This window comes from Chloroflexus sp., assembly GCF_056331925.1.
In genome coordinates this window covers 1-21,993 of the sequence record NZ_JBWGQH010000044.1, presented here as the reverse complement: position 1 = coordinate 21,993, position 21,993 = coordinate 1, and the positions used below count along the sequence as shown (strand labels likewise).

The window sequence follows — 21,993 nt, the reverse complement described above, 5'->3', positions numbered from 1 at the left end:
CATCGTGTGCTCATCATGTCTTCCCTCCGTCGGGACCAACGCGGTCCGACGGCGCACCGGCTCGGGTGGACACGAGCCCGGTGCAACGCAGATGGTCTAGACGGTTCTATCGCGTGAGTTGTCAAGGTACGACCGACCCGACGGCGAAAAAAAGCGGTGCAGGCACGATGTGCTGCGCCGACGAGCGACGGGTCGTTTGGTGCGGAGCGTGCCCGTGTGGGCCGTTTTCCGGGTCAACCGCCGTGCGATTGACGATGAGGAGTATAGCAAGGCTTGCCCGTTTTGTCAAGCGGCTATGTGCAAGGACGATTTAACGCTTTCTCAAGCAATATTTCTTGCGATGAGGTACGTAATAGAGTCATCACAAATCGACGAATTTGCGTGGTACACTGTGAGCAGGTCACGGTTTCTCTTTCGCCTGTGCCCTCATAGGCCAGAAAGGAAATTTCATGCCCGCCTTAACCGAACGTATGCTGTCGCTGGTTAATCGGTGGAATACAGCCGGCGACCGCAGGGCCATCTTTCTGGCCTGTTACTATCGTATGACCGAGCATATGCTATCTGCGGTAGAACGTGGTGAGTTTCACGACTCAGCGTGGGTGAATCAGCGCATTGGTAACTTTGCCGATTATTATTTTGTCGCCCTTACGGCGTGGGAACAAGCAACCGGCGGGCCGCGGGTCTGGCAGCATACCTTCGCTGTTGCTGCGCGGCGCGATATAGCCATCGTGCAACATCTGCTTTTGGGGGTGAATGCGCATATCAATTACGATCTAGTATTGGTGTTGGATGACTTGCTACGCCCGGAATGGTCACACCTTTCGGAATGTGAACGCCAGCAACGGCGATCAGACTACGATAAGGTTAATCAGGTGATTGCGCTCACGATCGATCGGGTATAAGACGAGGTAATTGCGCCGTATGCGCACGCTATGCGTATCCTTGACCGTGCTTTCGGCTCACTTGACGAGTGGTGTACAGCAATTTAATCCGCAATTGGCGCAACGATGTTTGGCAGCAAGCAATGCAGATGATTGCAACAAACGACGACGCAGAACGCACCGCTGCCCGCCAGCACATTGACCACCTTACCACGCAGCGCACCCGCTTACTCAGCGGTGATACCCTCGGCGCTCGGGTGTTTGGGTATCCCTTACGCTGGCTGAACCGGCTACGGCTGATCTGAATAAGGCTCTCGCCAGAACGGCGATCAGAATTGGAGCAATTCATCATCAAACGTTCTTTTCATCATCGAAAGAGGGAGTATGTCTGTCGAAACACAGCCGCCGCTTTGGCGGGTATGGTTATGGCCCGCTGTCGTTGGCATTGCGATTGCAGTTGCAAACGTACTCGTCTTTATCTTATTACCCCCCGATTTGGTCGAACGGTTAGGCGCCCTTGGTTACTTGGGTGCCTTTCTTTCGGCTGGGATCGCCAACGCTTCCATTGTGGTGCCGGTACCGTATTATCCACTCTTGATCCGGCTCGGACAAGCCTTTAACCCCTATGGCGTCGCCGTCGCCGCCGCTGCCGGTTCGGTGCTCGGCGAGCTGGTCGCCTTTTACGCCGGACGGAGCGGGCGCAAGGCCATGGAGCGCACCGCGTTCTACGATTGGGTTCATCGCCAAATACAGCATCGCTGGCGCGCACCGGTGGTGTTGTTTGTCCTCTCCGCTCCGCCCAATCCGTTCTTCGACGTTGCCGGAATTATCGCCGGTGCCGTCGGTGTGCCGGTCTGGGTGTTTGTTGTCACGGTGTTTGCCGCGCGTATTGTGCGGATGGGGCTGGTAGTCATCCTTGGCTACACTATCTTTGGGGGTTGGTAGCCGACGCGGAGCCACACGTTGTTGGCGCTCCTGTGCTACAATTGAGGCTACTACAAGGCGTGAGGCTGGCGCGCCAATTATCAGGGATCGCTAGCAAGCAAGCGGAGGTTGGCAATGGAGCGCAACCTTGGAATGGATCTAGTACGGGCTACTGAAGCTGCAGCCCTCCGGTCGGGGCGTTGGATGGGCCGCGGCGACAAACACGGCGCCGATCAAGCGGCAGTTGATGCGATGCGGATGGCACTCAACAGCGTGCCGATGAACGGGATCGTTGTAATCGGTGAAGGTGAGAAAGACGAAGCGCCGATGCTGTATATCGGCGAACGAGTTGGGAATGGTGAGGGTGAAGAGATCGACGTAGCGGTTGATCCGGTTGAAGGTACCACCTTGTTGGCGGAAGGCATGCCTGGCGCGATTGCTATCGTCGCCGTCGCCGAGCGTCATTCGTTCTACAACTGGCGCGGTATTCCGTATATGGATAAACTGGCCGTCGGTGAACGGGCCAAAGGCGTAATTGATATTAATGCGCCGGTCGCCTACAACATTCGTGCAGTAGCTCGTACTCTCAATAAACAGGTTGAAGACGTGACGGTCGTTGTCCTTGATCGACCCCGTCACAAAGACCTGATCCGCCAAATCCGCGAGGTCGGTGCTCGGATCAAACTCATTCCGCACGGTGATGTGAGCGCCGGGATCATGACCAGCATTGAAAATCCGCCTGCCGATATCCTGATGGGGATCGGCGGTGCGCCAGAAGCGGTGTTGACGGCTGCCGCCCTGAAGTGTCTCGGTGGCGAGATACAGTGTAAAGTCTGGCCACGGAATGATGAAGAACGCGCCCGGCTGGCTGAGCTTGGCCTTGATCCGAAACAAGTGCTTACGACCCGCGATCTCGTGCGGGGTGAGAATGTGGTAGTGGCTGCGACTGGTATCACCTCCGGTGAGTTTCTCCGCGGGGTTGAGTATTTTGGCGGTGGTGCCCGTACCCATAGCGTGGTGATGCGCTCACGTTCGGGAACGGTGCGCTATATCGATGCTACACACCGTTGGGATAAGTTGATGCGCATCTCTGATATGCCGTATGTCCATTAATATTCCCGCGCAACCGCCAACGTTGCGCGACCAGATTGTTCAATCACCACTCCTCATTGCCGGGCTGGCACTGGCTTGTGGTGGCCTGATCGGTGGGATTACCGCTTTCGGGCCACTGTACGCCGTCGCTGGCCTACTCGCCCTTGCGTTAGCTACTGCACTGTTGATCAGTGTCAAGGCAGGGTTAATTGCCGCATTGGCGATTGCAACGATTATCCCATTCGGCACGCTCCCCTTTAAAGCCATTATTACTCCGAATTTTCTGACGGTAACACTCGTTACGCTGAATGCTGTCTGGTTTTTACGTGCATTGGCTCGCTCAGACACCTATGACGTTCGCTTCGGATCGCTCGGTCTCCCCCTGATCGGGTTTCTCGGTTTGACCCTCTTTTCGCTCATATTGGGCGCACGTGGTTTGCCCGATCCGCAGACCTTACACAATTACGCGAAATTTGTCTTGGGGGTATTCTGTTATCTTACCGTGATCAACTGTGTGCGTGACCGCGATACAGCTCGTTTAGTTGTGCGTGCATTGATTATTGTCGGTGGGATCTCGGCCCTCATCGGTTTGATCTTGTGGGTATTACCTGATGCAACAGCCCTACAGTTGTTGGTAGCACTGGGCCGGATCGGCTATCCAACAAGTGGTCGAGTGCTACGCTACGTCGAAGACGATCCGAACGGCCTCGAACGGGCGATTGGCTTGAATGTCGATCCGAACAGCTTTGGCGGGATGTTAGCACTGGTCGCCGTACTTACCCTAACCCAATTGGCAGCACCACACCCCCTTTTGCCGCGATGGTTGTTGGCAACCCTCGGCGGGATACAGGTATTGACACTTTTACTGACCTTTTCGCGCGCCGCCCTCTTCGGCTTGGTCATCGCTGCTGCATATCTCGCGACGGTGCGGTATCGACGGCTGTGGCGCTATATGATCATCGCCGGAGTCACGGGAGGTGTGTTGCTCATGGGATTGGGATATGCCGACGACTTTATCAACCGCGTGCTCTCCGGTGTCCAGTTTCGCGATCAAGCCCAGCAAATGCGGCTCGATGAGTATGCCAATGCAATCGCGATTATTCAGCGCTACCCGGTGTTTGGTATTGGGTTTGGTGCTGCACCAGACCTTGATCTGTCGGCCGGCGTCAGTAGTATTTATTTGGCAATCGCTCAGCGCATGGGCTTGGTCGGCCTGGTCGTCTTTATCGGCCTCATCGGCTTTTGGTATACCCGCAGTCTCCACATTTTGCCGCAGCTCGATGACGAATCGACCAGTTGGCTCCTCGGTTGTCAGGAGGCTGTTGTAGCAGCATTGGCCGTTGGGTTGGCCGATCACTATTTCTTTAATATTGAGTTTAGCCATATGGCAACCTTGTTATGGTGTACGATGGGGCTAGGTAGTGCCATTGAATGGCTGATCAATGAGTCGTAATTATCTTATGGTTGATTGAGATTACCCATGGCAACCAAAACGAACCATATCGCCGTCGTGGCGGAAAATCGCAAGGCACGTCACGATTACGATATTGAAGAGACTATCGAGGCCGGTATTGTGCTTTCCGGTAGCGAGATAAAATCGGTGCGCGCCGGCCGCGTTAATCTGCGCGGAAGTTTTGCCCGCGTGGTCGATGATGAAGTGTTTCTGTACGATGCCCATATCGCACCCTACGAGCAATCAGGTAAATATTTTAACCACGATCCACTGCGCCCACGGAAACTGCTGCTCCATCGCCGTGAAATTAACCGCTTGAACGGCCTGGTACGGATGAAGGGAATGACGCTGGTGCCGTTGAAGATATATCTGAAAGACCGACGGGCAAAAGTCGAGCTGGGCGTCGCTCGTGGCAAGAAAATATACGATAAGCGTGAGGATATTGCGCGCCGCGATGCCGAACGTGATATCGAACGCGCATTGAAACGGCGAATACGCGAATAGACTGTGACTTCTGCCCCGTGTGATGCGTGGTCTGCCGTCTGTCATCACAGCTACGAATAGTGAGCTTGCTGATGCAGAAGATGAACGTGGTAACACCGGATTCAGCTTAGTTTACCGAGTCGATTGAGGAACCACAATGACCGATCGTTTTCACCGCATCCGTGAATGCTACCTCACCGGTGAGATTCCATGGGATCATCCCGAACCGCCACCTGAGATTATTGCCCTGAGCCAAGAACTACCCCCGGGAAGAGCCATCGATCTTGGCTGCGGTACCGGTCGTGCATGTATCTGGCTAGCCCGCGCCGGTTGGCAGGTTGATGGGATTGATTTTGTCCCTGAGGCTATTGCTATCGCTCAAGAGCGCGTGAACAACGCCGGCGTGACCGACCGCGTGCGATTGTACGTCGCCGACGCGACCAACCTCCCTTTTCTGTCCGGGCCGTATGACCTCGCCATCGATGTCGGTTGTGGCCACGGATTTAGCGAAGTCGAGCTAAAGGCGTATCTTGATGAAGTTCGGCGGCTCCTACGCCCCGGTGGACTGTTCACTTTTTTCGCTCATTTGCGGGACAGCAACCATCCCCACCGCGAAACCCTGAGATCGAGTCTTGAGCAATCGCTGTTGATGGAAGAACTACGCCGACGCTTTACCGTCGAGCAATTTGTCCCCGGTGAAACAGTTGTTATGGGGCAGCGTGGCCCCTCGGCATGGATCTATCTGCGTCGACTGTAATCGTGAGTTGGGTTGGACTACGGAGCTACCATGAACGCCATTCAAGACACATACCCCGACGAATTGAGTCACTGTTACGGTTGTGGCCGTCTCAACCCTGATGGTCTTCAGATCAAGAGTGTTTGGAACGGCAATGAAGCTATCGCTCGTTTTACCCCTCGCCCTTATCATACAGCCGTACCCGGTTATGTCTACGGCGGTCTGCTTGCCTCACTGATCGATTGCCACGGTACCGGCACTGCCGCAGCCGCAGCCTATGCTGCTGCCGGTCGTGAACCCGGTACCGCCCCCTACTTACGTTATCTGACGGCATCATTACGGGTAAACTTTCTCAAACCAACCCCCCTTGGTCCTGAATTAATTATTCATGGTCGGGTCAAAGAAATAGCGGGCCGAAAGATGGTCGTTGAGGCTTGGATTGAGGTCGACGGCGAAACAACGGTACAGGGTGAGGTGGTAGCCGTCCAAGCGCCTGACCATATGTTAGCGAACTTGCTCAGGCGTGACTAGTCTATCGGTTGTACCAGATAGTAAGAACCAGACTACGGACTGCTGCCCACAGACCGGCATCGCGTTCGGGAACTTCATACGTTTTGACCGGATCACGCACGATGATCGCCGATGTTATCGATTCAGACATGTGAGGCTTTCCTTCAGATCAAAATGAGTGCATGTTTGGCTATCGCGGCACCTTGCCGACGGTCACCGCAAAGTGAGCAATCGCCGCTCCGACCAAACGCCACGCTGGGTCGAGCATCACATCGTGCGGAGCATCCGGCACAATCAACAGTTCGGCGTGATAGGCAGCAGCAAGTGCTTGTTGAGCAGGTATATCGAAGATGGCATCCTGACCGGCAGCAATCACCAACACCGGTGTTCGGCATGCAGTCGGGCGAGGACGTACAAGCATGCTGGTCATTGTCACCAAGGGCGGTTCGGCAACCAACTGTTGGCGGTAACGTTCGAGGTCGGCGGGTGGAATATCAGGGCTGAAGAGAGCTGCCCGTACCGCAGCAGGGTTGCGGCGCAACAGCGCGCGAATATCGACCATCTGCGCACCTTCCCGCCAGCGCCGCAAAAAATAGGCTGGGCTAGAAACCGGTGAGCTACACAGTAAGACCACACCGGCGAGCGTTGGGGAGGGCCGACACCTCCCGGTCATTAGTAACTGAGCAACGTAGCCACCGGCGCTATGCCCAACCAAAAGCGGGGGCTGAGCGAGTGTGGTGATTGCCGCGTAGACATCGGCGACGTAATCACAGATGGTCGTTGACCATCGAGCCGGCGGGCTAGCCCCATGCCCACGTAAGCTGATAGCATGCGCTGTGAAGCCACGTGCCGCCAAATCGGGCAATGCCCGTTCGGCCCAACACCACGCACCGTGCCATGCGCCGTGAATGAGAAGTACCGGTGGTACCTCCAGCGCCCGTTGCGGCTGGGCCGTTATCCATTCAAGATTCATGACTACTCGAGCACCTTATCCGCCGGCAAGCCCAACTGACGCCGTCGTTCTTCGGCTAACCGCCGCTTCTCGGCGATCATCTCGTCGGTCACATACATCCCAAACGAGCGCAGACGAGCGAGTTCGAGGCCGTGTTTTTTCCAAAGTCGGTAAACCTCTTTTACCCGTTCGATTTCGATATTGCGACCAAGGGTATAATCTTCAAACTTGCCTTCCATTGCCAGTAGCGCCGTTTCGGCGAGACAGGCGTAGGCCGTACCGGGTGGCATATCGATATCAAAGCCAAAATCCGGCTCACCGGGTAACACGATCTCACCACTCTCAATCACCAGTACATCGGGCCGTCGCCGTGCATCTTCCTCTTTTACATCGGGTGGGCGAGCCACATCGCACACCACTGCTCCGGGTTTGAGTTTATCGATATTAATGACTTTACCGGTCAGAGCACTGGTCGTAGTGATGATCAAATCGGCATCACCGAGATGGGCATCAGCATAGGTCGCGGCCACAACCCGCGCTCCCGGCGTCTCAGATTCGATCTGTTTCTTGAGCGCGATTAACCGTTCGGCACGTGGTGCCACCAGGACGACATCATGTACTGCCTGTGCCAGCAAGCGGGCACAGACAGCGCCAATCGAGCCGGTTGCCCCAATCACGACGGCCCGTACACGTTCCGGCTTGCCTCCCTTCATCAGGAATACTGCCCGCTTGGCAGCTTCAAGCGTTGCGGCTACCGTCAGCGAATTACCTGAAGTGATACCGATGTTGGATTTCTGGGCTACGGTAATCCCTGCATCACCGACGACAGAGGTGAATGCGCCCAAGCCCATAATCTGTGCCCCCATCCGTTCCGCCATCCGCGCCGCTTTAATCAACCGACGATAGGTAAAACTCGGTGGTCGGCGCATCATCTCGCGCGGCGTTGTGCCAAGGGTGAGGAGGATACCTTCGACCTCTTCGCCGGTCGCTTTCGAGCGAATCCCACGGATCCGCGACAGGTAGAGCGGTGGAAACTCGGCGGCAACTAGCTCCACTAAACGCGGCGGTAGGTAGCGCGTCCAACGGAACCAGCGGTGATTGGCAATCAGTTCGGTTCGCAACGGATGGATCACGAAGGCAAAGCGCGGCTTCGGGCGCGGATTAAGATCTTGTACCGTCGGTTCCCAGCCGGCAGCAGTAATAAAATCGATGACCTCGGCATCACCGGGCTGGCGTGTGCTCTCGGTAATCGCCGTAATAATCGCCTCGATTGCATCAGCCGCCAGAAAAGGGCGTTCTTCACTCAGAGGTGGTGTCATCGTCACCAAGGTCGTCACTCCACGCCGGCGCAAGTCCTCGATTTCCGCGGGAGATGGATCATCGGTGATAACTGCTTTGCGGGTCAGATCGGCCGGGGCAAAACGACGAATGAACGCAAAGTCGCCGGCAATGACATCAGCCCATTGGAAGAGAGCGGCAGCACGTGGATCATAGCCCTCTTGACCGAGCGCGACCGGGTGGATAAAACGGTAAGGTAGGAGCGCAAGCAGCGGTAGCGCGGTAGCCGCGTACAATTCGAGTTGTTCAAGCGAACGCGGTAGTGGTAAGAAAGGAAGACCGGTGTGGATAATCGGATCGGCAAAACGCAATTCTGGTTCGTATTGAGCGATTGCGGCTGCCAACTGATACCGTTCGACACCACTGGCAACCAATACGCGCTTGTACCGTAATAATGAAGGAATCTGACGCACTGCCTGCGCAATCGCCCATCGTTCCAAAATCACCTTGACGACACCACCATCAACTACCGGCGTCCGCCGTGCCTGTGCTGCGATATGGATCGCTTCTTGATGAGGATAACGGGCACGACCAATCCGAAACACCGGCGTCAACCCACCGAGACCGATTGCGTCAACATTGCCATCAAATTCCCGGATCAAGGCCATCGCCTGGGCTACATCACCGTTAGTGCCAATCCGGCGCACCTCAACCTGCCGGCCAAGCACCGTCACCGTGATTTGGTAGTTACGCTGTGCCGAACCGAGACTAATGCTAACTACTCGCTTCATCGTCGCTCCTCCTCACACGTATGGTGCAAGTATACCATAGCGCGTGGGAAGCAACAGAAGGGACGGGCGACGTGGAGACCGGTTAGCATCTTTGTTCTTCAATAGAGCGTGGTATCATACTCTAGAGGCATATCCCGATGTTACCTTTTGCCTCTCGTAAGCATCACCTATGATAAGAGAAGTTTGAATCTATGACCATCACAAGCGTACCAACACCTCACCGCCTCTTACGCGGCTGGTGGATTGCAAAACACCTCTTTGCGGTAACGATATTCGTCATGTTGATTGCGCTCGGTTTTTGGCAACTCGACCGACTCGCTCAACGACGAGCGGCAAACGCTGCCCGCTTAGCAGCACTCTCCCAACCGGCGATCCGTCTCACCCCGACGACCGATCCGGCCACCGTGATTGGGCGGCGGGTAGTCGTTAGCGGTACCTTTCGCAATGAAGAGAGTGTGGTGCTGCGGGGAAAACGCTCGGATAGCGGAGTTGACGGCGTTCACCTGCTCACTCCGTTACAGATTGAGGGCAGTGAGTATGCTGTGCTCATCGACCGAGGTTGGTTGCCTTCAGCGCAGGGCGCAACCACGGCTTACGCAGTAACTCGGCCGGTCACCATTGAAGGGATCGCCCAAGCGCCTCAATTGCGTCCTGACAGCCCGCTCGCCGGACGGGACCTACCGCTACCTGGCGAGACACGTATCAATGCCTGGCTACGAGTCGATGTACCGGCAATTCAGCAGCAAGTTGGCGCGCCCCTGTTGCCCCTCTTCATTGCCCAACTGCCGGACGGTAGTAGCGGCTTGCCCCGTCCGCCCGATCCGTATCGACTCGATGAGGGACCACATTTGGGCTATGCTCTGCAATGGTTTACGTTTGCCGCTATTGTTGGCGTTGGCTACATCGTGCTCTTGCGGCAGGAGCTACAGCGCACCTAAGATTGACACTTTTCTTACATAGTGCAAATACTGTAACAACAGCTTTCTGGTACACTAGATGCAGGTAATAAACAAGTGGTGCAAGGAGAACAGTGGCATGGTGGGAGTAACCAATAAGGCAAGTGTCACTACTGCCTATGAAGCAGTGATTGAAGTAAATGAAGCAACGTTTGAACGCGAAGTATTGCAGCGTTCGCAGACAACACCGGTGGTCATAGATTTTTGGGCGCCGTGGTGCGGGCCGTGCCGTGTGCTCGGACCAACGCTTGAGCGACTTGCCCGTGAAGCCGGCGGCTCGTGGGTACTGGCCAAGATCAACGTTGATGAAAATCCCCGACTGGCCCAGATGTTCCGCGTTCAGGGCATCCCGGCAGTCAAGGCAGTGTATCAGGGTAAGATCGTTGATGAGTTCACCGGTGCGTTGCCGGAGAGTCAGGTACGCGCTTGGCTGAAGCGGGTGGTGCCCGACCGCAACGCCGATCTGCTGGCGATGGCACAGGCGCTCGAAGCGACGAATCCAAATGAGGCAATTGCCCGCTATCGCTTGATTCTGGGCCAAGATCCGAAGAACGAGACGGCGCTGTTCAATTTGGGCCGATTGCTGGCGTTGCGCGGTGATCCCGAAGGGATCGCTACTCTTAAGCAAATACCGGCTAGTAGCTCGTTTGGTAGCCGAGCGATTGCTAGCTTGCCGATTGCCGATCTGGTCGGTGCGCCCAACGAGCCGGCAGAGGGGAGCGAGGGTCTGTACCGCCAGGCAGCAGCCGCTGTCCGCGCCGGCGATTATGCCACGGCAATCGAGCATCTACTGACTATCGTCGGACGTGACCGGTCATTCCGCGATGACGGCGCACGCAAGGCGCTGCTCGCACTTTTTGCGCTGCTCGGCGACGATCACCCACTGGTAGGGCCGGCCCGCCGTCGTCTGGCCAATCTTCTCTTCTAAGTATGGCGTAACCACAGCACAGGAGCCGCACGTTGTGCGGCTCTCATGTACTAGGAATGACTATGATCGTTGTGTTGTCAGGCGGCGTTGGCGCCGCTCGTTTTTTAGAAGGACTGGCTGCAATTGTTGCACCGGACCAGATCACGGCTATTGTCAATACCGGTGACGATATGGTCATGCATGGTCTGCACATTTCACCAGACCTCGACATCGTCACGTGTACGCTGGCGGGAGTAATCGATCGTGCGCAAGGCTGGGGGATCGTCGGGGATACTACTGAATGCATGCAATGGCTCGGACGACTGGGTGCACCAACATGGTTCAAACTTGGTGACCGTGATCTAGCTTTGCATATCTATCGCACGACCCGCCTGCGCGACGGCGCTTCCCTTTCGCAGGTCGCCGATGAGATTCGACGGGCATTGGGGGTACAAGTGCAGATCATTCCGATGAGTGATGATCCTGCGCCAACCCAAGTTATCACCGATCACGGTGAGTTACACTTTGAAGAGTATTTTGTCCGTGAACGGTGCCAGCCAGCAATCTATGGAGTGCGACTCCACGCCGCCGGACCGGTACGACCGGCACCCGCGCTGCTGCCATTGTTGGCTAACGCCACCGCCATTATTATCGCGCCAAGTAATCCGGTCGTTAGTGTTGGGCCGATTCTTGCCGTTCCCGGCGTGCGTGAAGCAATCAGCTCCACTACAGCACCGGTTATCGCCATTAGCCCAATTGTTGGTGGTGCAGCCATCAAAGGACCGGCCGTCCCAATGATGAAGGCTGTTGGCATGCAACCTACTGCGCTTGGTGTGGCTGAGGCGTATGCTGACCTTATCGATGGCATCGTCATTGATACCGTCGACACCGAACTTGCTCCGGCCATTCAGTCCCTCGGTATACAACCGCTTGTGACCGACACGATCATGGTCGGCATAGCGGAAAAGATAGCATTAGCACGGGCAGCGTTAGAACTTGCCGGCCTCACTGCAATGACGAACAACTGAGGAGTAGGTCCGTGATCGGCATTGCGATCCCCGTTAAACGGCTCCCATTGGCAAAATCACGGCTGGCCGGTGTCCTCGATCCGGCCAGCCGCCAACGGTTGGTCTTACGGCTCGTCCGTCATGTCATCAGTACGGCACAGCAGGCGATCACACGTCGTAATCTGACGGGACACATCTGGTTGGTCAGCGCCGATGATACGGTGGCCGCCATGGCAGCTACTTACAACGTGCAATGGCTCCGCGACCGTCATGAAGAACTTAACTTGGCCCTGAACGAGGCACGAACGCAACTCGAGAGGTACGGTACGCATACAATGATCGTGCTGGCCGGCGACTTGCCCTTTCTTACTGCGACAGACATCATCACCATATACGACGCCCTAGCCGAAGCCGATCTTGTCCTTGCGCCCGATCAAGAGCGAAGCGGTACGAACGCCTTGGCCATCCGCTTACCATCACCGATACCATTTCAATTCGGCCTCAACAGTGCAGCTCGCCATCTCAACGCCGCAACCAACCTCGGTCTGCGTACATGTCTGGTTGAAACCCCATCGCTCGCTTTCGATCTCGACGATAGCGAGCGGTTACGCCAGTTTTGCTGTGCGTTGTACGATGATCGATTAAGATGTCGCTGATGCGGGCGACGTTGGCCGGTAACGGCGCAGCACCAACAGGGAATCGATAGTATAGACCGCCAGCGCCACCCAAATTGCGCCAAAACCGATCAATTGTGTCGACGAAAATGGCTCACCGTAGACCAACACCCCCAGTAAGAGTTGCAAGGTCGGGGCCAGATATTGCAGAATCCCGATGGTTGTCAAAGGAATACGTTTCGTTGCCGCACCGAAAAAGAGCAATGGCGCTGCTGTCACAACACCGGTACTGATGAGCAATAACCATAAACCGGTATCGTGGTGAATCCCACCGTTACTCCCGGCAAGCCAACTCAACCAGAGCAAGGCTGGGAGAAACATCCACAGCGTCTCTACCGTTAATGCCTCGAACGAACCGAGCGGAGTCTGCTTTCGCAAGAGACCATAAAAGCCAAACGACAGCGCCAAAGCCAACGCAATCCACGGCAACGCGCCGGCGCTGTAGGTGAGCCAAGCAACCCCGGCAGTGGCAAGAGCAATCGCCAACCACTGTGCCGGGCGCAATCGTTCGCGAAGGATAATCACACCTAGCGCAATACTTACCAGCGGGTTGATAAAATAACCGAGGCTCGCCTCAACCACCCGGTTCATCTGCACCGCCCACACATAAATCCCCCAATTAGCGGCCAGCAAGGTCGCGCTAGCCAGATAGGTCAAACGCAACCGGCGCTGGCGGCGCATCACCTGCACCCACTGCCACTGCCGGCGCACCACCAGCACGGCGAGTAAAAAGAGGAGCGACCAAATCATGCGGTGGGCAAGAATCTCGGTCGCGGTTGCACCATTCAGGGCCTTCCAGTAGATTGGCAGTAGTCCCCAGAGAGCGTAAGCAGCAATTGCTGCACCAACACCTTGCAGAGAGGTTTTGTGGATCATAGCGACTTTCTACGATAAGTAATCGTACTACAATAACTCTTAAGAATAAGACCTCACGTTTCTTTGTTTAAAAAACATTCATCATTAAGATGAATGTTTTTTAAAATCATATCAGTATCTCGCCATATTCCCTCCATACTTCTCTCTAGATAACAACTTTTCAATGTTCCCCTTATTGCTCGATCAATCGACCTGTTCGGTAATATTTCGGTTCGGACTTCGGTTATGATTCGGTTTAAAAGCAGTACTACATCGCAGCTAAGGAGTTGAGTCATGCAACGCCCGATGAAGCGAGCAATGCTTTCGGCACTGACTACCATCACCTTGCTCGTCATCTGGTCGCTCATCAGCCGCCCCGTCTTCGCGGCCACCAGCACTTGGATCGGCGGCAACGGCAACTGAAACGATCCTTGCTAACTGGAGCGGTGGGATTGTGCAGCAGACCCGGAATGACACTGCAGTGTTTCCCAATGCGCCGTATCCTCGCACTGTCATCCTCAATAGTAGCTCAATCGAGATCAGCGAAGTGCGCTTCGACAGCGATATGACCTACTGGCTGTTTGGCAGCGGCAGTCTGTATTTTCCGCCTGCCGGCCTCGGCTCTATCCGCGCCCTGAGAGGCAATCATATCATTGGTGTACCGATTGATCTACAGAAAGACATTACGTTCGACATTGCCGCCAATAATAGTCTGACGGTGCTTAGTCCTAACAACCTGCTGCGCGGTAGCGGCGGAATTACGAAAACCGGCGCAGGTGATCTCTACCTCTTAACCCCTAACGAGCACCGGGGCAAGACGATTATTAACAATGGTTCGGTAATTATCGCCGATGATTAGGCTTTCGGCACCTCAAAGCTTGAATTACTCGGTGGTCAGTTGATTAACATCGGCAGCCATAGAGTCATCGCCAATCAAGTTACGACATTCAACAACAATTTTACCTTTGCAAGCAGAGACTATCGTCTGAGTTTTAGCACACCACTGAGTTTACCCGGTAACCGACTTATTGTCGTCGAAGGTGATGTCACTTTTGCCGGCGTTACCGACCCAGCGAAAAGTCGTAATCTCCGCAAACCCGGCAGCGGCAATCTGACGATTAATCTTAGTGGTAGCAACAATATCGGCGCTTTCGTGCGTAACGAAGGTAGTGATCAACTTAATCTCTATGGCAGTGGCATCGTCGGCGCTATCATCTTTAATTCAACATCCGATGGTGGCGAGATCGGTATCGGCGATCAACGGGATGTGAACACCGGCGCCATTATCCGTGGTCAAGGTGTTCTGTCTGTCGAAGGCAACGGGGATGGTGCTCGCTTGCACGGACCGGATATTCGCCTCCGATTTGACATTGGACCTTCAGGCGACAAACTGGTGTTAAAAAACACCACAAACAATCGTAGTTCCAATGCAAAAATTGAACTGATCGGTATAGGTAACCCAGACGGTGCTGAGCTGGAACTCGCACTTGTCCCCGGTTACACACCTAACACGGGCGACAGTTGGACAATCATTGAGCATCAAGCCACGGGAGGGATTATTGGTACCTTCCGCAGTTTGCCCAACAACACCGTGGTTAAGGTTAGTGGCTATCCATTCAAAATTGTTTACGAAACGAATAAGGTCTATCTAGTTGCACTGCCGCAACTGGTAGTTAATGTGTATGACGGCAACAACCAAAGTGCTTTGCTGAACACCGATTTTACCTAACCCTTGCGAGTGCGGGTTAGCGACGAGAACGGCAACCCGCTGAGTGGGATTTACGTTATGTTCACTGCTCCCGCTAACGGGGCTAGCGCAACCTTCCCCGCGGGTAATGGCGGCGTGAGCGATCTCTATGGAATCGTGGAAATTCCGGTGCGGGCCAATAATGTGGCTGGTACGTACACTGTCACCGCAACGGCTGGCAGCTTTAGCATTGATTTTACGCTGACAAACGTTGATCCGGCGCCGACGGCCACCGCCACCCCGACGCCGGAACCGACCGCTACCGCCACCCCGACGCCCAAACTGACCGCTACCGCCACCCCGACGCCCAAACTGACCGCTACCGCCACCCCGACGCCGGAACCGACGGCGACGGCCACCGCCACCCCGACGCCCGAACTGACCGCTACCGCCACCCCGACGCCCGCTCCCGACCGCCAGCCCGCTCCCGACCGCCAGCCCACTCCCGACTGTCAGCCCACTCTCGACGCCAGGTGAAGCGCCACAACTCGAACTTGACTTACCGGCATCAATAGCCGTCGGTAGTAACATCGACGCTCAATTGCTTGTCAGTGGTGGTAGCGGTAATTACACCTACAGGTGAGCGGTGAACTGCCACCCGGCCTGACACTTCATACTAACGGACGATTGGCGGGACAAGTCACTCAAATCGGTACATATACCTTTACCATCATCGTTAGCGATGGTAACGGACAAAATACCAGCTTCTCGTATGAGATTGTGGTCGAACCAATGAAACTCTATGTACCGATTATCATGCGCATAGCGCCCTAATAAAACGCAACACAACACCGATGATGCCCTGTCGGTAGTGACGATACCGGCAGGGCATTATCATGGACACCTCTTTACAAATTAGAACTTTTGTTCTATACTGTATCCACGATACGGTACGGGTAAAAAAGAGGAGTACGTATGATAGGGCGCAATCGAGTTCAAAGCACTAGCGAAGCCATAACCCTCCAATACGCCAACGGTAAGAGTATAGCTCGACCGGTCGGCGGTAAACGATTTAGCCCATACATTGGTTTCCACATTGAAGTTGGGCGTGACGATGAACTCGACACACGCCTACGTGCTGCTCAGATCGATCAGATCGAAATCAAACACCAGCGGCAAGGTGGAGCTGAAATCGTTCGGCACTGGAAACTAGGAGAGACAATTCGGTTCTACCCTATTACGAGCGGGCCGGTTGCTCAGACAGTCGCCGGAAGCCTTGGTCGCAACGCTCATGCCACAGCAGCAGCCGGCATAGGTATACGATGGGGTAGTAATGACCGCAGTCGGATGGCCGTGCGTGGTCACCTCGATCTACTCGTCCAAATGGAAGTGATGAGACTGGTGCAATTATCGGTGCGTTCGCGAATGAGTGACGTGCTGCTAGCTGCACTCCTCGACCATGGACGTGTTTGTGAGTCAGCAGACCATCTGATAGACCGTACCAAACATCCAGATATTGTTACCTTCCACGAGCTTGCTTTGCCGCTCGGCCCCGGCGAAGAGGAAGAATGGGGAAAAGGAGAAACCACCACCGTCGTTCCTTTCAAGAGTTTGCATCCCTCTCAAATCGATCAGGACTACATCCGACAGATTTGGCGACCTGATGCAGTTCATCAGGCAGCACTTAACGAATGGCCTGGTATTCAAGTATGGGCTAGCGAGTATGCGTTACAGGCTGAAGAGCGTAACGTGAGTAATAATGAACCTAATCCAACAACGGTATTCTAGAGTTGTACCAAGATTGCAGGTAAATAACTCAAACCGTCGCTAATCCCAAAATAAGGGTGAGAGGGTGTCATCCTTTGCGTCCTTTGCGCCCTTTGCGCCTTTGCGTCAGCATCTTTGCGTCCTTTGCGCCCTTTGCGCCCTTTGCGCCCTTTGCGTTAACGTCCTTTGCGTTAACGTCCTTTGCGTGAGAATTTTGTACTATTTGCACAAATTAACTCCCATTCTAATTGTGCAGATAGTACAGTATAATCGAATCGTCAACAGCAACAAAACCATCGCGGCGAAGCCAATCTTGTAAAGGAGCACAGCAATGCGCAACGGGAACTTTGAGAACTACACAGTTGAGGAAATATTGCAGACATTCGGTGCGGAGGCTCGCACCTTCCTACGTGAAAACCGGATCGACCGCAGTCATCTACGCTTTGCCGATGCTTGTGCAGCCGCAAGCGTCAACCCCGATGAGTTCTTTGCGCAGCTCGATGCTAGCATGCGCCGCCGCGCAGCGCGAACGGCCAAGCAGAATATCGCGGAGTATGCCTAATTCATTCAGCAGCCAGTAAGTGCCTTAACCAGAATGGGCGAGTTAAAAACTCGCCCGTTTTAATTCCGCTCAACATCAACCGGTCTAGCTACAACACCTGTACCGGATCGACATCAATGATCCAGCCATCGAGTGGCCCAACTGCCTCAAGCATGGCGGTGATTATAGCAGTGGACGTATCGGCCGGAACACGCAACAGGATATGCCATCGCCAACGGGACCGCTGCCGGTGAAAAAAGGCCGGTGCTGGACCGATGAGTCGCCAACCGCTGAGATCATAATCGCGAATGTAATTATGTAACGTTTTGGCGAGCTGCTCAGCTCGCTGTCGGCAGGTTGATTCGCTAGCCGCATGGACGACAAACCGCACCAACCGCCCAAATGGCGGATAAGCAAGTGCGCGACGAAATGCGATTTCTTCACGAAAGAACGCCTGGTAGTCGTGTTCACGGGCTGCTTGCAGTGCATAATGATCGGGCTGATAGGTTTGAATGATAACCTGCGCCCCTTCACTACGCCGTCCTGCTCTGCCGGCAACCTGCGTTAAGAGTTGGAAGGTACGTTCACCGCTCCGAAAATCAGGGACGTACAAGCCGGTATCGGCCAGTATCACCCCGACCAACGAAACGAACGGCAGATCAAGACCTTTAGCAATCATTTGGGTGCCTACCAACACATCGATATGGCGAGCCAACATCGCTTCCAATAAAGCATTGTGGGCATCTTTACCGGAAGCACTGTCTCGATCCCAGCGCGCTACCCGCGCCTGTGGAAACAGTTCACGAACTGTCTCAACCACACGCTGCGTACCTGTCCCTAACGCGCGGATACGACGACTCAGACACTGCGGACAGACAACCGGCATGGCGGTGCGTTGACCACACGAATGACAGATCAGAATGCGGTACGGCTCATCGGTTTCGTTCACGACGGCATCATCGTAGTGTGCCGTCAGTGGTGTTGAACAACGCTGGCAACGAGCGACATAGCCACAATCACGACAAAAGATAAACGAAGCTGCGCCCCGCCGATTGAGAAAGAGCAGGGCTTGCTGTCCCCGTTCTAGCGTCTGCGCGAGTGCGTGGTGAAGGATGGTAGAAAAGATCGAAGTATTGCCCTGCTGCAATTCACGTCGCATATCAACCAGCCGCACCGGTGGTAAGGGCAGGGGTCGTGTATGCACGAGACCATCAACCCCAAACTGACCACCGATCCGTTCCGGTAATGTCACGAGATGCAGAAACCCCCTTCGCGCTGCATAGAAACTCTCGACACTTGGCGTCGCACTACCCAGCACAACCGTTACCCTACCTAATTCGGCGAGTTGCAACGCGGCATCACGTGCGTGATAGCGAGGAACCGTGTCGTTCTTAAATCCCGGTTCATGCTCTTCATCGACAATCACCAGCCCCAGTTCAGGCAAGGGAGCAAACAATGCCGAACGGGCGCCGATAACGATACGGGCCTCGCCTCGCCGCAGGCGTCGCCACGCATCGTACCGTTCACCATCACTCAAACCGCTGTGCAAGACTGCCAACTGATTGCCAAAACGAGCGGCAAATCGGCGTACCAACTGCGTAGTCAACGCGATTTCAGGAGCCAACACCAACGCCTGTCGACCCAAACGAAGGGCACGTGCGACCAACCGTAAATAGACTTCTGTCTTGCCACTACCGGTAATCCCGTGCAATAAAAACCGTCCGCCAGCCCCGGCTTCAAGATCAGCTACGATGAGTTCGTAAGCGGCACGCTGAGCAGCAGTAAGTGGTGGTGATATATCAGGTGGTGATACCAACGTGAGGAGTGGATTACGGTACACCTCGCGCTCACTGATTGTAATCAGCCCACGCCGCTCAAGCGCACGAATACCCGCAGTATCGATACCGGTAGCCCGACGCAATTCGGTGAGCGTCAGGGGCGCACCGGCAGCATGATCGGCCAACCAGCGAACTACCGTCGCTTGCCGGGGTGCCCGTCGCAAATCTGCCAATGCCCGATCGAGGTCGGTAACCGCAAGTTGCACAACTTGTTCACGCCGTGGCCGCACCCGTGGCGGCTCGACACACGTGCCACGCACAATCAAACCGCGTTCGGCCAATGAGCGATACGCAGCGCGTAAATGCGCGTCGCTACCACGTAGCACCGTTCGCAAATCGGTCTCACTCTGTTCACCGTGTCGGCGAAGATAAAACAGAATCGCCCGTTCCCGATCGGGTAAATCACCTAGCTCATATTTCAATCCGGCCGGCGTTGCGCGCCATGTCGTTGTTGCCTGCTGAGCAACGCCTGGCGGTAAGCACAGATCGAGCACTGCCATGAACGGGGCATAGTACGTTTCCGCAACCCAACGCGCTAACGCTATACACAACGGCGGGATAGCCAACTCAGGGTCAACAAGATTGATCACATCACGCAATGCCGTAGCAACACGTGCCTGCAACGCAACGACGACACCCTGCACCTGCTGCTGACGCAATGGCACCCACACCACGTGCCCAACAGAGATACGCTCATGCAAATGGGGTGGAACACGGTATGAAAAGATCGAACTGTGACGGCGGCCAACTGATGGTGTCCGCACCGCTACCTCTGCCACGAGATCGTTACACTCTCGATCAGACATCGAAGCCAAGAATGCACCTCACACAACGGCAAGCAGGCAAAGGTGTGATATACTATCGCGTTGGATTGCTGGAGGGTCTCGGACTGGCAGCGGGCCAGTTTCTCCCCTCCGTAAACATCAAAGAGAGGTATCCAATGGCCAACGTCACACTAACCGCTCAACGCCGTTACATTTTCGGCAAAAAAGTGAAGACCTTACGTCGCGAGGGCATTCTACCCGCCAACTTTTACGGCAAAGGGGTAGAAACGACAGCTATTCAAGTCAATGAGCGCGACTTCGAGCAGATCTTCCGCACCGTCCCGAAGGGAGATTCGTTCACGCTCGACATCGAAGGCACAACCTACCCGGTCGTCATTTACGTCGTCCAACGCCACCCGGTCACGCGGAAGTTCTTGCACGTCGACTTTAAGTTGGCGTAACAACCAAGCGCAATCCAACACGCAGCAAAGGCCGGTGCCAGGGACATCATCCTGCATAGCGCCGGCCTTTCCACATCACACCCCAGCCTAACCAGACTCGTACAATGCCCCAACCGGCGATACTTAGATACAGCAGCAGCCCCATTGGCCACAAGAGCGCATAGAAGGGACTCAGGCGATAAAATCCACGATACAACATCCCCCAAAAAAGTAAACCGGCCAGCCATGACAACAAGCCAGCGACCAATGCCGCCTGACCGGCCACACCACCACCAAGCAACCCACCGACCATCAGGATCAACGGTCCATACGCCTGTCCTAATAGTAATCCCATCCCGGCAAGTGAGCGCCAACCACCGCTACGTGAACCGGCCGATGCATTCTTCATCAAGCCTTCGACGACCTCACGGGCATTCGTATACATTCGTACCGAGAGATATTCCATCCCAATCGCACCACGGACGGTAAAACCGGCGGCACGCAACGTCTGACCTAGTCGAACATCTTCAAGAACTTCACCACGTACAGCATAATGACCACCAACTGCGTCGTAAGCTGAACGTCGTATAAACAGACATTGACCGTTCGCCAGTACCTCGGTGGGACGAACATCAGGTTGAGAGAGGCGCTCGAAAGGAAAGATCGAGACAATTAAGGCCACGAATGATGGTAAGACCAAGCGTTCAGCCCACGTTCCCAACTCAAGGAAGGGGAAAATTGTTACCAGATCGGCATTTGTTGCCAATGCGTGACAAAGCAACGCTGCCGCCAAATCCGGCTCTGGGACGGTATCAGCATCGAGAAACAGTAACCAAGTCCCTTTGGCCATATCACTGGCCTGCTGACATGCATGACACTTACCCACCCAACCCGGCGGCAACGTGCGCCCCGGTATCACGCGCAACCGCGGATCGTTAGCGGCTAGATCGGCGAGAATTGCCGGGGTACGGTCGGTAGACCCGTCATCAACGACGATCACCTCGAAGTTTGGATAGCGCTGCGCAAGGACACCCCTCACACAACGACCAATCACTCGTTCTTCATTTCGTGCCGGGATCAGAATCGAGATCAACGGCGGATCAGGTGGCAAGCAAGGCGGCGATAGACGTGGAATACGACGCATGCGCTGCCAGTTCATGCCAAAACTAGCGATCAGGGCAAAGCCGCTCAGCACCCATAGAAGAGCAAACCACATACACACCTCAGATATGGCCGGCGACCAATAGATAGTATAACAGCTTATTGCCGCCTGGTCTCAGTCAAGCATCGGTATCCAACTTTGCGGAAAGAACCATCGAATACCGCCCGAAATCTCTCAGCAGTAGCACTTCGCCCAAAACGATTTTTTCGTATCCCAGAGAGACAAAACGTGATCGGAGGTATGCGCTTGACAAATCGGGAGGGATTCGCTATACTACGCAGCGTTGCAAGGGCAA

General features: G+C 55.0%; 26 protein-coding genes. 20 read left to right on the top strand and 6 right to left on the bottom strand.

The features are described 5' to 3' along the window. Positions 1 to 449 precede the first annotated feature (449 nt). From AC01ZF_RS17260 to AC01ZF_RS17225, 8 genes are all read left to right on the top strand, one after another. Complete coding sequence (locus AC01ZF_RS17260) at positions 450 to 902, top strand: DUF5995 family protein (RefSeq protein ID WP_424677328.1); 453 nt, start codon at positions 450 to 452, stop codon at positions 900 to 902. A 128-nt stretch (positions 903 to 1,030) separates the two neighbouring features. Continuing rightward, the gene (locus AC01ZF_RS17255) at positions 1,031 to 1,186 is read left to right on the top strand and encodes a hypothetical protein (RefSeq protein WP_424677327.1); all 156 of its coding nucleotides are present in this window, start codon (positions 1,031 to 1,033) and stop codon (positions 1,184 to 1,186) included. A 79-nt stretch (positions 1,187 to 1,265) separates the two neighbouring features. Continuing rightward, on the top strand, positions 1,266 to 1,826 hold the full coding sequence (locus tag AC01ZF_RS17250; protein ID WP_424677326.1) for a VTT domain-containing protein: 561 nt from the start codon (positions 1,266 to 1,268) through the stop codon (positions 1,824 to 1,826). A 114-nt stretch (positions 1,827 to 1,940) separates the two neighbouring features. Next, complete coding sequence (gene glpX, locus AC01ZF_RS17245) at positions 1,941 to 2,918, top strand: class II fructose-bisphosphatase (protein WP_424677325.1); 978 nt, start codon at positions 1,941 to 1,943, stop codon at positions 2,916 to 2,918. Beyond that, on the top strand, positions 2,908 to 4,350 hold the full coding sequence (locus AC01ZF_RS17240) for an O-antigen ligase family protein (RefSeq protein ID WP_476575537.1): 1,443 nt from the start codon (positions 2,908 to 2,910) through the stop codon (positions 4,348 to 4,350). The genes glpX and AC01ZF_RS17240 overlap by 11 nt, the downstream gene beginning before the upstream one ends. Before the next feature lie 27 nt (positions 4,351 to 4,377). Further along, positions 4,378 to 4,854: an SsrA-binding protein SmpB gene (gene smpB, locus AC01ZF_RS17235; RefSeq protein WP_424677323.1), complete on the top strand. Its 477-nt coding sequence runs from the start codon at positions 4,378 to 4,380 to the stop codon at positions 4,852 to 4,854. A gap of 136 nt (positions 4,855 to 4,990) precedes the next feature. After that, on the top strand, positions 4,991 to 5,590 hold the full coding sequence (locus AC01ZF_RS17230) for a class I SAM-dependent methyltransferase (RefSeq protein ID WP_424677322.1): 600 nt from the start codon (positions 4,991 to 4,993) through the stop codon (positions 5,588 to 5,590). Between the two features lie 30 nt (positions 5,591 to 5,620). Next, the gene (locus AC01ZF_RS17225; protein WP_424677321.1) at positions 5,621 to 6,100 is read left to right on the top strand and encodes a PaaI family thioesterase; all 480 of its coding nucleotides are present in this window, start codon (positions 5,621 to 5,623) and stop codon (positions 6,098 to 6,100) included. 1 nt (position 6,101) lies between these two features. On the opposite strand, the gene AC01ZF_RS17220 is transcribed toward AC01ZF_RS17225, so the two are convergent. From AC01ZF_RS17220 to AC01ZF_RS17210, 3 genes are read right to left on the bottom strand one after another with little or no spacing between them, the layout of a single operon-like run. Next, entirely contained in the window at positions 6,102 to 6,230 is a 129-nt protein-coding gene (locus AC01ZF_RS17220) for a hypothetical protein (RefSeq protein WP_428132846.1), read from the bottom strand. Between the two features lie 39 nt (positions 6,231 to 6,269). Then, a complete protein-coding gene (locus AC01ZF_RS17215) occupies positions 6,270 to 7,052 on the bottom strand; it encodes an alpha/beta hydrolase (protein WP_428113523.1) in 783 nt (260 codons plus the stop codon). A 2-nt stretch (positions 7,053 to 7,054) separates the two neighbouring features. Further along, positions 7,055 to 9,100 carry a serine carboxypeptidase gene (locus AC01ZF_RS17210; protein ID WP_424677318.1) on the bottom strand — a complete coding sequence of 682 codons (2,046 nt, stop codon included), beginning with the start codon at positions 9,098 to 9,100 and terminating at the stop codon, positions 7,055 to 7,057. A gap of 191 nt (positions 9,101 to 9,291) precedes the next feature. Between AC01ZF_RS17210 and AC01ZF_RS17205 the strand changes: the two genes are divergently transcribed. The 4 genes from AC01ZF_RS17205 (at position 9,292) to cofC (ending at position 12,626) form a co-directional block, all read left to right on the top strand. Next, positions 9,292 to 10,038, top strand: coding sequence for an SURF1 family protein (locus AC01ZF_RS17205; protein ID WP_424677317.1), 747 nt, complete (start codon positions 9,292 to 9,294; stop codon positions 10,036 to 10,038). A gap of 97 nt (positions 10,039 to 10,135) precedes the next feature. Further along, the gene (locus AC01ZF_RS17200) at positions 10,136 to 10,984 is read left to right on the top strand and encodes a tetratricopeptide repeat protein (RefSeq protein ID WP_424677316.1); all 849 of its coding nucleotides are present in this window, start codon (positions 10,136 to 10,138) and stop codon (positions 10,982 to 10,984) included. A gap of 62 nt (positions 10,985 to 11,046) precedes the next feature. After that, positions 11,047 to 11,991: a 2-phospho-L-lactate transferase gene (gene cofD, locus AC01ZF_RS17195; RefSeq protein WP_424677315.1), complete on the top strand. Its 945-nt coding sequence runs from the start codon at positions 11,047 to 11,049 to the stop codon at positions 11,989 to 11,991. A gap of 11 nt (positions 11,992 to 12,002) precedes the next feature. Then, a complete protein-coding gene (gene cofC / locus AC01ZF_RS17190; RefSeq protein ID WP_424677314.1) occupies positions 12,003 to 12,626 on the top strand; it encodes a 2-phospho-L-lactate guanylyltransferase in 624 nt (207 codons plus the stop codon). Here the strand turns inward: cofC and rarD are convergent. Next, a complete protein-coding gene (rarD, locus tag AC01ZF_RS17185) occupies positions 12,612 to 13,520 on the bottom strand; it encodes an EamA family transporter RarD (RefSeq protein WP_424677313.1) in 909 nt (302 codons plus the stop codon). The genes cofC and rarD overlap by 15 nt on opposite strands. Before the next feature lie 273 nt (positions 13,521 to 13,793). On the opposite strand from rarD, the gene AC01ZF_RS17180 reads away from it, so the two are divergent. The 7 genes from AC01ZF_RS17180 (at position 13,794) to AC01ZF_RS17150 (ending at position 17,515) form a co-directional block, all read left to right on the top strand. Then, the gene (locus tag AC01ZF_RS17180; protein ID WP_424677312.1) at positions 13,794 to 13,922 is read left to right on the top strand and encodes a hypothetical protein; all 129 of its coding nucleotides are present in this window, start codon (positions 13,794 to 13,796) and stop codon (positions 13,920 to 13,922) included. 31 nt (positions 13,923 to 13,953) lie between these two features. Further along, positions 13,954 to 14,358 (top strand): hypothetical protein, encoded by a 405-nt coding sequence (locus AC01ZF_RS17175; protein ID WP_424677311.1) that lies wholly within the window; start codon positions 13,954 to 13,956, stop codon positions 14,356 to 14,358. A 39-nt stretch (positions 14,359 to 14,397) separates the two neighbouring features. Next, positions 14,398 to 15,228, top strand: coding sequence for a hypothetical protein (locus AC01ZF_RS17170; protein WP_476575536.1), 831 nt, complete (start codon positions 14,398 to 14,400; stop codon positions 15,226 to 15,228). Between the two features lie 57 nt (positions 15,229 to 15,285). Beyond that, positions 15,286 to 15,723 carry a hypothetical protein gene (locus tag AC01ZF_RS17165; RefSeq protein WP_428132838.1) on the top strand — a complete coding sequence of 146 codons (438 nt, stop codon included), beginning with the start codon at positions 15,286 to 15,288 and terminating at the stop codon, positions 15,721 to 15,723. A 102-nt stretch (positions 15,724 to 15,825) separates the two neighbouring features. Further along, a complete protein-coding gene (locus AC01ZF_RS17160) occupies positions 15,826 to 16,020 on the top strand; it encodes an Ig domain-containing protein (protein ID WP_424677523.1) in 195 nt (64 codons plus the stop codon). Between the two features lie 141 nt (positions 16,021 to 16,161). After that, positions 16,162 to 16,974, top strand: a complete 813-nt coding sequence (locus tag AC01ZF_RS17155) for a hypothetical protein (RefSeq protein ID WP_424677524.1) — start codon at positions 16,162 to 16,164, stop codon at positions 16,972 to 16,974. Positions 16,975 to 17,284: 310 nt separating this feature from the next. Continuing rightward, the gene (locus AC01ZF_RS17150) at positions 17,285 to 17,515 is read left to right on the top strand and encodes a hypothetical protein (protein ID WP_424677525.1); all 231 of its coding nucleotides are present in this window, start codon (positions 17,285 to 17,287) and stop codon (positions 17,513 to 17,515) included. An 88-nt stretch (positions 17,516 to 17,603) separates the two neighbouring features. Here AC01ZF_RS17150 and priA read toward each other — a convergent pair whose 3' ends face one another. After that, positions 17,604 to 20,138: a replication restart helicase PriA gene (gene priA / locus AC01ZF_RS17145; RefSeq protein ID WP_424677526.1), complete on the bottom strand. Its 2,535-nt coding sequence runs from the start codon at positions 20,136 to 20,138 to the stop codon at positions 17,604 to 17,606. A gap of 134 nt (positions 20,139 to 20,272) precedes the next feature. On the opposite strand from priA, the gene AC01ZF_RS17140 reads away from it, so the two are divergent. Next, positions 20,273 to 20,557, top strand: a complete 285-nt coding sequence (locus AC01ZF_RS17140) for a 50S ribosomal protein L25 (RefSeq protein WP_424677527.1) — start codon at positions 20,273 to 20,275, stop codon at positions 20,555 to 20,557. Between the two features lie 46 nt (positions 20,558 to 20,603). Here AC01ZF_RS17140 and AC01ZF_RS17135 read toward each other — a convergent pair whose 3' ends face one another. Beyond that, positions 20,604 to 21,752, bottom strand: a complete 1,149-nt coding sequence (locus tag AC01ZF_RS17135) for a glycosyltransferase family 2 protein (RefSeq protein ID WP_424677528.1) — start codon at positions 21,750 to 21,752, stop codon at positions 20,604 to 20,606. Positions 21,753 to 21,993 lie beyond the last annotated feature (241 nt).

Excerpts from the sequence above, each read along its gene's own strand:
- AC01ZF_RS17155 (WP_424677524.1), top strand. The coding sequence starts at position 16,162 with ATGATAGGGCGCAATCGAGTTCAAAGCACTAGCGAAGCCATAACCCTC.
- smpB (WP_424677323.1), top strand. The coding sequence starts at position 4,378 with ATGGCAACCAAAACGAACCATATCGCCGTCGTGGCGGAAAATCGCAAG.
- AC01ZF_RS17150 (WP_424677525.1), top strand. The coding sequence starts at position 17,285 with ATGCGCAACGGGAACTTTGAGAACTACACAGTTGAGGAAATATTGCAG.
- AC01ZF_RS17220 (WP_428132846.1), bottom strand. The coding sequence starts at position 6,230 with ATGTCTGAATCGATAACATCGGCGATCATCGTGCGTGATCCGGTCAAA.
- AC01ZF_RS17230 (WP_424677322.1), top strand. The coding sequence starts at position 4,991 with ATGACCGATCGTTTTCACCGCATCCGTGAATGCTACCTCACCGGTGAG.
- AC01ZF_RS17215 (WP_428113523.1), bottom strand. The coding sequence starts at position 7,052 with ATGAATCTTGAATGGATAACGGCCCAGCCGCAACGGGCGCTGGAGGTA.
- priA (WP_424677526.1), bottom strand. The coding sequence starts at position 20,138 with ATGTCTGATCGAGAGTGTAACGATCTCGTGGCAGAGGTAGCGGTGCGG.
- AC01ZF_RS17210 (WP_424677318.1), bottom strand. The coding sequence starts at position 9,100 with ATGAAGCGAGTAGTTAGCATTAGTCTCGGTTCGGCACAGCGTAACTAC.
- cofD (WP_424677315.1), top strand. The coding sequence starts at position 11,047 with ATGATCGTTGTGTTGTCAGGCGGCGTTGGCGCCGCTCGTTTTTTAGAA.
- AC01ZF_RS17225 (WP_424677321.1), top strand. The coding sequence starts at position 5,621 with ATGAACGCCATTCAAGACACATACCCCGACGAATTGAGTCACTGTTAC.
- AC01ZF_RS17255 (WP_424677327.1), top strand. The coding sequence starts at position 1,031 with ATGATTGCAACAAACGACGACGCAGAACGCACCGCTGCCCGCCAGCAC.
- rarD (WP_424677313.1), bottom strand. The coding sequence starts at position 13,520 with ATGATCCACAAAACCTCTCTGCAAGGTGTTGGTGCAGCAATTGCTGCT.
- AC01ZF_RS17205 (WP_424677317.1), top strand. The coding sequence starts at position 9,292 with ATGACCATCACAAGCGTACCAACACCTCACCGCCTCTTACGCGGCTGG.
- AC01ZF_RS17180 (WP_424677312.1), top strand. The coding sequence starts at position 13,794 with ATGCAACGCCCGATGAAGCGAGCAATGCTTTCGGCACTGACTACCATC.
- AC01ZF_RS17140 (WP_424677527.1), top strand. The coding sequence starts at position 20,273 with ATGGCCAACGTCACACTAACCGCTCAACGCCGTTACATTTTCGGCAAA.
- glpX (WP_424677325.1), top strand. The coding sequence starts at position 1,941 with ATGGAGCGCAACCTTGGAATGGATCTAGTACGGGCTACTGAAGCTGCA.
- AC01ZF_RS17135 (WP_424677528.1), bottom strand. The coding sequence starts at position 21,752 with ATGTGGTTTGCTCTTCTATGGGTGCTGAGCGGCTTTGCCCTGATCGCT.
- AC01ZF_RS17165 (WP_428132838.1), top strand. The coding sequence starts at position 15,286 with ATGTTCACTGCTCCCGCTAACGGGGCTAGCGCAACCTTCCCCGCGGGT.
- AC01ZF_RS17260 (WP_424677328.1), top strand. The coding sequence starts at position 450 with ATGCCCGCCTTAACCGAACGTATGCTGTCGCTGGTTAATCGGTGGAAT.
- AC01ZF_RS17250 (WP_424677326.1), top strand. The coding sequence starts at position 1,266 with ATGTCTGTCGAAACACAGCCGCCGCTTTGGCGGGTATGGTTATGGCCC.
- AC01ZF_RS17240 (WP_476575537.1), top strand. The coding sequence starts at position 2,908 with ATGTCCATTAATATTCCCGCGCAACCGCCAACGTTGCGCGACCAGATT.
- AC01ZF_RS17200 (WP_424677316.1), top strand. The coding sequence starts at position 10,136 with ATGGTGGGAGTAACCAATAAGGCAAGTGTCACTACTGCCTATGAAGCA.